Below are 10,963 nucleotides of genomic sequence, written 5' to 3'. Positions count from 1 at the left end.
GCCAAACGCATGCGCGACCGCGATCCGCGCACCAATCCCGCGCTCGGCTGGCTTGAGGAGACTCTGGCGACGCAGGGAACGAATATCGACACTGTCGTCCGCCACGCACAGGAACGACAGGGCGCCTCGAACGTCACTCTGCGCAATGTCATCACCGCGATGCGCAGAATTTCCGCGACCGACTGGTCTGATCTCTTTGAAAGCGTCAGCTTGGTCGAGGCTGATTTGCGCGACTATCCCGGCTATGCGGCAATGGATTTTCCCAGTCGCAATCTTTACCGCAGTGGGGTCGAGGATCTTGCGCGCGGTGTTGCACTGAGCGAGGGAGAAGTCGTCGCTTTGGCATGCCGACGGGCATCGGCAGCGCCCGCAGGGACCATGCGGGCGGATCCTGGTTGGTCGTTGATCGCGGCAGGAAGACCGGCCTTTGAACAGGAGATCGGCTTTCGCCCCCCTATCCATCTGAGGTTTCGCAGATGGGGGATCGCAGCGGGCCTGCGTGGCTATCTCGGCGCTATCGCGGTTCTGACGCTGGTCTTGCTATCGCTGTGCGTCATGTGGATCACGGGTGGAGTTGTCGGGGCTCTCTGGCTTCTGGCCATGGTGCTGCCGGCCAGCGGCGTTGCGGTGATGCTGGTGGACCGCATCTTGGGCGGCGGTATCGGTGCAACCTTATTGCCGGGCCTCGATCTGAGGGCAGGCGTGCCGTCCGAGTTTCGTACGGTTGTCGCGGTCCCGGTATTGGTGTCTGGCGATGATGATCTGCGCGCACAAATAGAGGCGTTAGAGGTCCATCACCTCTCCGGGGCGGGCGGTGATCTGACCTTCGTCCTGCTGACGGACAACGTCGACGCCCCGCATGAGGTCATGCCGGGCGATGCGGCGCTGCTGGAACAGGCGACAGAGGGCGTCGCGGCTCTGAACCGCCGCCATCCACCTGGTCCGGCGGGCCCGCGGTTCCTGCACCTGCACCGCCCCAGGCAGTTCAATGCGTCCGAGGGCGTCTGGATGGGGTGGGAGCGCAAGCGCGGCAAGCTGCACGAATTGAACCTCTTGTTACGGGGGGCAACGGATACGGGGTTCCGAGAAGCCGATGGGCGTGTGCCCGTCGTTCCTGCCGATGTGCGCTACGTCATCACCCTGGATGCCGACACGCGGATGCCGCGCGACACGGCGGCGCGTCTGATCGGCAAGATCGCCCATCCGCTGAACCGTCCGATCTTTGATTCCGCATTGGGCCGGGTGACCAGCGGCTACGGTATCCTGCAACCTCGTGTCACCCCATCGCTGGAGCCAGGCATGCCCGCCACGCTCTATCAAAGGGCGACCGCAGGGCCGGGCGGGATGGATCCCTATGCCTCGGCGGCCTCGGACCTGTGGCAGGATTTGTTCGGCGAGGGGTCTTTTACCGGCAAGGGTATCTATGACGTCGACGCCTTCGAGGCGGCGATGCGGGGGCGAGTGCCCGACAACACCCTGCTGAGCCATGATCTGCTGGAGGGCATTTTCTCCCGCGCGGGCCTGGCCTCGGATGTCGAACTGATCGAGGCCTTTCCCGGCCGTGTTGACGTTGCCGCGCGCCGCCAACACCGCTGGACGCGTGGCGACTGGCAGCTTTTGCGCTGGCTCTTCGCGCCCGGGGTGCCGGCTCTGGGACGGGTCAAGATGGCCGATACGCTGCGCCGCTCGCTGATCGCACCGTCCATGCTCGCGGCGCTGACACTCGGGTGGCTGTTGCCAGAGGAGGCTGCGCTGAGCGCCACGCTGCTGCTGTTGGCCGCGCTGGCGTTGCCTGTGGTCTGGCCAACGATCCTTGGGGTGATCCCGCGCCGGGCGGGATTGGACCCCTCCAGCCATCTGCGCCAGTCGGCGGGCGATCTGGGTATGGCTGGCTTGCGGGTCGGGCTGGCTGCGACTTTCCTCGCCGATTCCGCATGGCGCATGATGGATGCCATTCTGCGCAGTCTGTGGCGGACCGGTGTCTCTCGCCGCCATCTTCTGGAGTGGACAACTGCAGCCCAGGCATCTGGCCGGGCGCGGCCCGGGCTTTGGGGCCTGTCACTCTTCATGGCCGGCGGGATGGGGTTGGGTGTATTTCTGGTGACCGGCGTCGTGACACTGGCGCCTGCTGCGGCCCAGCTGGCGCTGCCGTTTGCGGCGTTGTGGCTTTGTGCGCCGCTAATCGCATTCCGGATCAGCCGTCCATCTGCCGGCCCGCAACAGAATACCCTGTCCCCCGATGCCGCGCGTGACCTGCGCGTGATCGCCCGTACGACCTGGCGCTATTTCGAGACCTTCGTGACCGCGGATCACAGCCATCTGCCACCCGACAACCATCAGGAAGTTCCCGTGCCGCTGACTGCGGCCCGCACCTCGCCCACGAATATGGGCCTCTATCTGCTGTCCTGCGTGGCCGCCCGCGATTTCGGCTGGATCGGAACCGTCGAGGCGACAGAAAGGTTGGAGGCGACCCTTGCCACGATGCAAAAACTGCCGAAGCATAAAGGGCATTTCTACAACTGGTATGGGACGGCAGATGGGCAGGTGCTCAACCCGGCCTATGTCTCATCGGTCGACAGCGGAAATCTGGCGGGGCATCTGATCGCTCTGGCAAACGCTTGCGAAAGCTGGGCAAGCGATGAAGGCTGGCCGGACAGCAACACCCAACGCGCGGGCCTTGTCGATACACTCCAACTTGCCCGGCAGTCACAAAATGGCAGCGGAGTGCCCATCAGCGGCCTCCTGGACGGGTTGGAGGCTGCAATACTCATGCCCGGCGAAAGCGTCGCCTGGCCCGCCATCCTTCGTCTGGCCGTAAAGGCCAAGGGGGCATTGGCGAACGAACCATTTGCCGATGATCTTCGCGAATGGTTGCAGGCCCTGTGCGATCAATGCGCACGCAATGCGCATCCCTATGATCCCGCCGCGCTGCCGCCGCGTCTGCACGCATTGGCGGCGCAGGCGCGGGCCATGGCTCTGGCGATGGATTTCGCCTTTCTCTTCGATCCAGACCGCAAGCTTCTGTCGATCGGCTGGTCCCGCAACGACAATGCCCTCGACGAGAGCTGCTATGACCTTCTGGCCTCCGAGGCGCGGCTGGCCAGCCTGTTCGCCATCGCAAAGGGCGATGTGCCGGTGCGCCACTGGTTCCGGCTGGGCCGATCCGCCACGCCCGCGCGCGGCGGGTCGGTGCTGGTATCCTGGTCCGGCTCGATGTTCGAATATCTGATGCCGGCATTGGTGATGGAGGAGCCATCGGGCAGCTTGCTCGATCAGACCAACCGGCAGGTTGTGGCCGGGCAGCGCGCCTATGGCCGTCGGCACGGGGTTCCCTGGGGCATATCTGAATCCGGCTTCAACGCCCGCGATCTGGATATGAATTACCAGTATTCCACCTTCGGCATCCAGGGAATGGGGCTGAAGCGCGGCCTTGCCACCGATCTGGTGGTGGCGCCCTATGCCACCGGGCTTGCGGCGATGTTCGCCCCGGCCGAGGCCCACCGCAACTACGTTGCGCTGGAGGCGGTCGGGGGCCGTGGTCGCTACGGGTTTTATGAGGCGCTGGATTTCACGCCCTCGCGGCTGCTTGACGGCGAAACCGTTGCCGTGGTTCGCAGCTATATGGCGCATCATCAGGGCATGACCATCGTCGCCATCGCAAATGTCCTGCAGTCTGGCCGCATCCGGTCGCATTTCCATGCCGAGCCGATGATACGCGCGACCGAGCTTGTCTTGCAGGAACGCATCCCGCGCGACATCCCCGCCGTGACGCCGCGCCTTGAAGCCGTGGCGGTGCCCGACAGCCCGAGCGCGCTGGACATGCAGCGGATGGCGCTGATCGAAGGCACCCCACAGGGGCCGCCGGTCAGCCATATCCTGTCGAACGGCAGTTATTCGGTGATGCTGACCACAACCGGCGGCGGCTATAGCCGTTGGGGCGACATCGCCCTGACGCGATGGCAGGCGGATGCCACGCGTGACACCGGCGGCACGCGGATCTGGCTACGCGATCTACAGGGCGGCCAGCTGCATTCCGTCGAGGGCGCGGCAGACGACGACCAGCGCGAGGTGCAGTTCTTTGAGGATCGCGTCGGCTTCTCACGCAGGCAGGGCACTCTATCCACAGCGATGGATGTGCTCGTTTCGGGCGAGGATGATGCCGAAGTGCGCCGGGTTGCAATCACTTCCACGTCCCGCCGTCCGCGTGAGGTAGAACTGACATCCTATGCCGAGCTGGCCCTGACCACACAGGCTGCGGATGCAGCGCATCCCGCCTTTACCCGGATGTTCGTGCAGACCGAATACCTGCCGGAATTCGGCGCGGTCATCGCGACCCGCAGGCCGCGTTCCCCTGATGAAACCCCGGTCTGGGCGGCCCATTTTCTGGTGGTGGAGGGTGAGCTTTCCGCGGCGATGGAATTCGAGACCGACCGCGCTGCTTTTGTCGGGCGCGACAATGACCTGTCCTCGGCGCAGGCTCTGATCCCGGGGAGCCGGTTGGAGGGAGGGATCGGCACTGTGCTGGACCCGGTCTTTGCGCTGCGTCAGCGGGTCAGGATCCCGGCAGGCGGCACCGTGAAACTCGCGTTCTGGACAGTGGTCGCGCCGACCCGCGATGCGCTCACCGACCTGATCGACCGACACCATGACCGCAATGCCTTTGATAGGGCAAGAACACTCGCCTGGACCCAGGCACAGGTTCAACTGCGCCATCTCGCGATCACACCGGTGCAGGCAGCCGGCTTCCAGCGCCTCACCGCGCCGATCCTCTGTTCGGACATGCGTTTCCGGGCGCGTGCCGATCTTGTTGCCACGGGCGCAGGCAAGCAATCTGCACTTTGGCCGATGGGCGTCTCGGGCGATCTGCCCATCGTGCTGCTGCGCATCGACGATGCCGCCGACATCGCGCGGGTGCATGAGATGCTGCTGGCGCAGGAATATTGGCGTGGCAAAGGCTTGGCGGTGGATCTGGTAATCCTCAACGAGCATCCCGCCTCCTATGTTCAGGGCCTGCAAACGGGGATCGAGGCGGCGCTGAGGGGCTCCCGGGCGCCGGATGGCGGTGGAGGTGGGCAAACACATGCCCTGCGCGCCGATCTGATCTCGCCCGAGGCGCGGGCGCTGCTGATCTCGGTGGCGCGGGTGCATCTGGTGGCGCGGCGCGGCACCCTGGCCGAACAGATCGCTGCAATCCTGGCAGATGATATTGGCGAAGAGGCGCCCCCGGCGACACGGGCGCGGCAACTCCCTGCCACGGCCAGCCCACCAGCGGTCGAAGAACTGGAGTTCTTCAACGGCATCGGCGGCTTTGCGCGGCAGGGCCGGGAATATGTTACGATCCTCGACGGCAGCATCCCGACACCGGCGCCCTGGATCAATGTCATCGCCAATGACAGCCTTGGCTTTCACGTCTCGGCCACAGGCAGCACCAGCACCTGGGCCGGGAACAGCCGAGAGAACCGCCTGACACCTTGGTCGAACGATGCAGTGGCCGATCCGACGGGAGAGGCGTTCTACATCCGCGACGATGCCACGGGCGAGGTATTCTCGCCCACCTTTGCTCCTTTGCGCCAGGCGGGGCGTCACATCGCGCGTCATGGCTTTGGCTACAGCCGGTTTCAGCATCAGGCGGGGGGGATCTGCCTTGACCTGCTGCAATTCGTGCCGCTCGCGGATCCAGTAAAAATTTCGCGCCTGACCCTGCGCAACCTGTCCGCCCAGCCCCGGCGGCTGACCGTGATCAGCTATGCCGAGCCGGTGATGGGCCCGTCACGCGCGGGGTCGGCGCCGTTCCTGACCACCGAACGCGACGGTGAGACCGGCGCGCTCTTTGCCCGTAATCCGTGGAACACGGCCTTCCCTGACCGTGTGATGTTCGCCGATCTGGCGGGCTTGCAAAGCGGCTTCACCTCCGACCGCACCGGGTTTCTGGGCCGGGGCGGCGCACGCACCATGCCACTGGCGGTCAGCCAAGGACAACCACTGGCGGGCCGTGCCGGATCAGGCCTCGATCCCTGCATGGCGCTGGAACGCAAGATGGAGCTGGCGCCGGGTGCTCAGATCGTCATTGACCACTTCCTCGGCCAGACGGTCTCTGTCGAAGACGCACGAACCCTGATCTGCCGCCTGCGCAGGACTGATCTTGATGCCGCGCTGGCCGAGGTCGAAGCGCATTGGGAGGCAGTGCTCGGAACCGTGCAGATCGAAACGCCGGACCGTGCGATGGATGTCATGGTCAATGGCTGGCTGCAGTACCAGACTCTGGCCTGCCGCGTTCAGGCGCGCGCCGGCTTCTATCAAGCCAGTGGGGCCTATGGGTTCCGTGACCAGTTGCAGGATGGCATGGCGCTGACCCTGTCGCAGCCCGACCGAGTCCGCAGCCATTTGTTGCGCGCCGCCGGGCGGCAATTCCCCGAGGGCGATGTGCAGCACTGGTGGTTGCCGCATTCGGGCCAGGGCGTGCGCACGCGAATATCGGATGATTGCGTATGGCTGGCCTACGCCGCCGCGGAATATGTTGCGGTGACAGGCGACAGCCTGGTGCTTGACGAGCGGGTTCCCTTCATTGACGGAGCTTTACTGGCATCGGACCAGCATGACGCCTTCTTCCAGCCCGAGCCATCGGGAACCGATGCAACACTCTGGCAGCATTGCGCGCTTGGCCTCGACCGCACCATCGCGCTGACAGGCGCGCTCGGCCTGCCGCTGATCGGCACCGGCGACTGGAATGACGGCATGAACCGGGTTGGTGAGGCGGGGCGCGGCGAGAGCGTCTGGCTCGGCTGGTTGCTGCTCGATACGCTTAGCCGCTTCATTCCCCTGGCCGAGGTCCGTGATCCGGTGCGCGCCGTGCGCTGGCAGGCACATGCTACCGACCTCCGCGCGGCACTGGAGCGGGAAGCGTGGGACGGGGAGTGGTATCGCCGCGCCACCTTCGATGACGGGACCTGGCTTGGCTCGGCCGCGGGAACCGCGTGCCGGATCGACTCGATCGCGCAAAGCTGGGCGGTCTTGTCAGGTCAGGCCGATCCGGCCCGCGCTGCCACGGCCATGGCCTCGGTCGAACGGCATCTGATCCGCCCCGATCCGGGTATTGCGCTGCTGTTCACCCCGCCCTTTGACAATGCAGCCGTCGGCTTCGGCCCCGATCCCGGATATATCGCGGGCTATCCCCCCGGTCTGCGTGAAAATGGCGGTCAATACAGCCATGCCGCGATGTGGGCGGTACTGGCAAGGGCGAAGCTTGGCGACGGTGACGGCGCGGTGCGCCTGTTCGCGATGCTGAATCCGATCAACCATGCGCTGACCGCGGAAGACGCCGGACGATACAAGGTCGAACCCTATGTCGTGGCGGCGGATGTCTATTCAGTCGGCCCGCATGAAGGACGGGGCGGCTGGACATGGTACACCGGGTCTGCGGCATGGATGTATCGCGCTGCGGTCGAGGGCATTCTCGGCATCCGGCGCGAGGGCGACCATGTGCGGATCGTACCGTGCCTGCCTGCGCATTGGCCTGGGTTCTCCGCAACAGTGCGGGTGGCCGGCACCGCCATCGATATCCGGGTTACGCAGGGCGACATTGCTCCCGAAGGTTTCATCCATTCGAAGGACAACGACACACGCGTGCTGTTGGACGGAGCGCAGCACCTGGTTCGGTTGCATATCCCGCTTCAGTCCTTGTGACCGTCCACAACTGGGTTCGGGCCGCCGACCAGCGCCACGTTACGATGGGGCCTGGTCGAGGTTCTCTGCGGTTACAGTGACACTGACCGCCATTTCGATAAGTGCATCACTGTTGCCGATGAAGCTGCCCGAAACCGGGACGATCTGGCGCACATCGCGGGCCACGGCCACCGGGATCAGATTCCTTGCACCAACACTCCGGTTGGTCGGATCGAAAGTGATCCAGCCCGCGCCGGGCACATAGATCTCGGTCCAGGCATGGGTCGAACCCGGCCCCGTGGATCCGACAAGGCTTTCACGGGGATCGAACAGATATCCGGACACGATACGTGCGCCGAACTTGAGTATCCTTGCCGCTTCCGCCAGCATGACCGCGAAATCCCTGCACGACCCCCAGCCACGATGCAGGGTTTCAAGCGGCGATTGCGTGCCTTCGGTCTCCCGGCTCTGATAGGAAATGCGGTCGGATATCCCGTCGCTGATATCCATCAGCAGGGACAGCGTGTCGGTGCGCCAGCCATACACAAATCCCTCGACCCAGCGAGAGAAATGGCCATCGGGATCGGGATATTGAGGCATGGCGAGAGCACCGAGGTCGGTCCAGTCGTCACCGGAGTAGAGGAACGGCCAGCGCATCGCGGAGGGCGCAATGGCGAATCCTGGCGAGGGCGAAGCCGTCAATTCGATCCTCGCGCAGCTCTCGATCCGCAAGCAGGCGGTCGGCTGCAAAAACGTGGCTGTGGTGATCACGTTTCCCGAGACGTCATTCGCCCAGGACAGTTCCGCAGCCGGAGACAGGGAAACGTCATGGGACAGGAGGTGCAGGTCCCGGGACTCGCGTGGCCGAAGCATCATGCGGTGCGGTCCGAGGGAGACCTCGCTTCGATATCGGTAGGTGGTCGTATGAACCGTTTCGAGAAAGACCACGTGTATCCTGCTTTCGACCGCCGCTATGCCCGCAGATAATGCTTTTCAGGACCTTCGCGAAGAGCCCGGGGAAACGGGGACGGCATTCTTCCACGAATGAGACCCTTTGCAGCGTTTGCATATGCGCTCGCCGAACCCCTCGCTCCAGAACATCGTCTGGCATCGCAGGCAGGATCGTTCCCTTGGTGCATCCGCAAGGGCGCGTTGCAGATCGTTGTCGTCAGGCGAGGAATCTTTCACGGTTTTTTCGGTTCGCTCTCGATCAGTCGCGCCAGATCTCCGAGGGCGCGCTGGATCAGCTTCTGCTTACGGGCGTCCCCTGCTTCCGCAGTCTCTGCGTAGCGACGGATCAGGTATTGGGCCTTCACTGCTGCCTCGATCCATGTCACCGATGGCTCGGCGAGAAGTTGCGCTTCAAGCTCCTCCTGGCGTTTGCGCAGGGCCTCCTGATCGGCTTCGAACTCCCTGAGGGCATGACGGCGAAAATCCGTCGCCATTTGTCCTTCGGTGCTGCGCCGGGCATCAAGGCTCACCGGATCATCACTCATTCTGCGCCCCGGGCTGAGGTGCGGCCTGATCTCGCCCGATCGCGGCCTCAAGGTCTTTCTCAGTGATCGGTCGCATCTCCGCCCGACCAGCCTGTCCTGTGACAATCATATGGGTCGAGGTCCTGCGGTAGGCCTCAAAGCTCAACCCCTCCAGAAGCTCTTCCTCGACGAGGACATCATAATTTCCGGCAGGCAGCAGATCGGCGTAACCTGACAAGGTGAAAGGATGCGCAAAAGTCACCTGCTTCCTGGATGAGCGGATGTTCATCTGTAGCCTCCGATCAGGTCTGAAAAACTTGCCCGCGTGTGACGCCTTCGCTTCGGCGAGGCGACACGGCAGCGTTCTGACCATACGATCATCGTCCGCCGCCGGGGCTGATCGGTGTTAGCGTCCTCTCTGAATTATGCCTGAATCAAAAATGGATGCGACCGTCGCACTTCCGGCTCCCCGGAACGCGATGGCATGCTGAATATCGGCCCATGCAAACCTGGATCAGTCAGTCGTTCCAAGACACCGTTATACCGAAAGGCGCTGACGGGGAGCCAGTCAGCAGGTCGTAACAAGTTCCAGCGAGGCTGCGGAGCCCGCAACCGACGATATCCGGCGTGCGGATTGTGCAGCCTCGCTTGTCAGGGAGACAGGGGCGCGGCGAGGCCTGCCTCCTCAATGGCCGTTGCAGGCGGGTCAACGCAGCAACGGCCCTGCATGATCCATATAGCCGGTGTCGAAACCCGCCAGTGCCTGAAGGCCCTCGAAATTGTTGAAGGTCACCTTGCCTTGCCGGAACGTGACCAGCCCGTCCTCCCGCAACTGCCGCAGCACCCGGTTGACGTGAATGGCGCTCAGACCAAGGGCATCGGCCAGATGATACTGTGTCAGGGGACAGGAGAATCCCATCCTGTCGCCGATCCCCACATGGTTCAGGCGTGCCCCGAGTTCCAGGAGCAGATGCGCCATCCGCTCCACCGCTGAGCGCCGCCCGAGATTGACCAGATGCTCGACCATCATCGCCTCGTCGCGGGATGAGGCCCAGAGGACGGCGGTGGCAAGCCGGGGCGCCTCGGCAAATGCGCCGAGGATATCCGGGGCAAAGACCTCGGAGGCTTCGATATCCGTCAGCGCCTCGAGGCTGAGGTCTGACGTTCGGAACAGGATGCTGCGCAAACCCAGAAAATCGCCGGGAATCTGGAAGTTGATGACCTGCCGTCCGCCATCGGGCAGCATCTTGTAGGAGCAGGCCCAGCCTTCGGCCAGAATGTAGGCCGAAGCATTCGACTGGCCCTCGTGCATCATCTCATGCCCGGCGAGGAAGGTTCTGCGCCGCCGATGAAAGCGCGCAAGTGTCTCCAGATCCACATCCGACAGGGCCACGAAGGTCGACAGTTTCCGGGTCAGCGGACTGCTCTCAATAGGGTTCAACAGCTTCTCCCGGTTGGTGAGGAATTCACGACAGGCAGTCGGGCAGGCTGCTCTGGATCAGTCCGGCCGACAGAACTTCCTGTCAGGGTGATGCAGCTCATCAGGATTCTGCCCCGGTCCTGATCCTCTCTATACCAAAAGGACGCCTCGCGATGCCCGGCCAGACAGATCATGCAGGAATGGCGGCACTTTCCATCTGCGAGGCTCTCCTGCTCGCCATCAATGACCACAAACTTCTGCCCGAACGCGAGATCGCAGGCGTGCTCCGCGATGCAGCGGCAGCACATGAGAATGCAGCGGGTGATGCGGCAGAGATGGAGATGCATCAAAGCGTCGCCAGCCTGATCAACGGGATCATGGCCGGGATAAGCCCGTCCCGCCGACC

6 protein-coding genes are annotated in these 10,963 nt (G+C 63.9%); 2 read left to right on the top strand and 4 right to left on the bottom strand.

The window, feature by feature from the left end; translation table 11 throughout:
• The first annotated feature begins 9 nt into the window (after positions 1-9).
• On the top strand, positions 10-7,683 hold the full coding sequence (locus tag G5B31_RS20425; protein WP_240904518.1) for a GH36-type glycosyl hydrolase domain-containing protein: 7,674 nt from the start codon (positions 10-12) through the stop codon (positions 7,681-7,683).
• A gap of 39 nt (positions 7,684-7,722) precedes the next feature.
• On the opposite strand, the gene G5B31_RS21470 is transcribed toward G5B31_RS20425, so the two are convergent.
• From G5B31_RS21470 to G5B31_RS20405, 4 genes are all read right to left on the bottom strand, one after another.
• Positions 7,723-8,610 carry a transglutaminase family protein gene (locus G5B31_RS21470; RefSeq protein ID WP_165020041.1) on the bottom strand — a complete coding sequence of 296 codons (888 nt, stop codon included), beginning with the start codon at positions 8,608-8,610 and terminating at the stop codon, positions 7,723-7,725.
• Positions 8,611-8,846: 236 nt separating this feature from the next.
• Positions 8,847-9,158, bottom strand: coding sequence for a hypothetical protein (locus G5B31_RS20415; RefSeq protein ID WP_165020040.1), 312 nt, complete (start codon positions 9,156-9,158; stop codon positions 8,847-8,849).
• The gene (locus G5B31_RS20410; protein ID WP_165020039.1) at positions 9,151-9,426 is read right to left on the bottom strand and encodes a hypothetical protein; all 276 of its coding nucleotides are present in this window, start codon (positions 9,424-9,426) and stop codon (positions 9,151-9,153) included. The genes G5B31_RS20415 and G5B31_RS20410 overlap by 8 nt, the downstream gene beginning before the upstream one ends.
• A 417-nt stretch (positions 9,427-9,843) precedes the next feature.
• A complete protein-coding gene (locus tag G5B31_RS20405; protein WP_165020038.1) occupies positions 9,844-10,578 on the bottom strand; it encodes a Crp/Fnr family transcriptional regulator in 735 nt (244 codons plus the stop codon).
• A 152-nt stretch (positions 10,579-10,730) separates the two neighbouring features.
• On the opposite strand from G5B31_RS20405, the gene G5B31_RS20400 reads away from it, so the two are divergent.
• Positions 10,731-10,963 (top strand): hypothetical protein (locus G5B31_RS20400; RefSeq protein ID WP_165020037.1); only part of this gene is annotated, 233 nt, incomplete at its 3' end.

Source organism: Rhodobacter sp. SGA-6-6 (assembly GCF_011043545.1).
In the GTDB taxonomy this organism is placed as follows: domain Bacteria; phylum Pseudomonadota; class Alphaproteobacteria; order Rhodobacterales; family Rhodobacteraceae; genus Pseudogemmobacter.
The sequence above is the reverse complement of the archived record's forward strand: the minus strand, read 5'-3'. Positions and strand labels throughout refer to the sequence as shown.

Bases quoted from the DNA above. Each gene is read 5' to 3' on its own strand.
- G5B31_RS20425 (WP_240904518.1), top strand. From the start codon at position 10: ATGCGCGACCGCGATCCGCGCACCAATCCCGCGCTCGGCTGGCTTGAG.
- G5B31_RS20415 (WP_165020040.1), bottom strand. From the start codon at position 9,158: ATGAGTGATGATCCGGTGAGCCTTGATGCCCGGCGCAGCACCGAAGGA.
- G5B31_RS20410 (WP_165020039.1), bottom strand. From the start codon at position 9,426: ATGAACATCCGCTCATCCAGGAAGCAGGTGACTTTTGCGCATCCTTTC.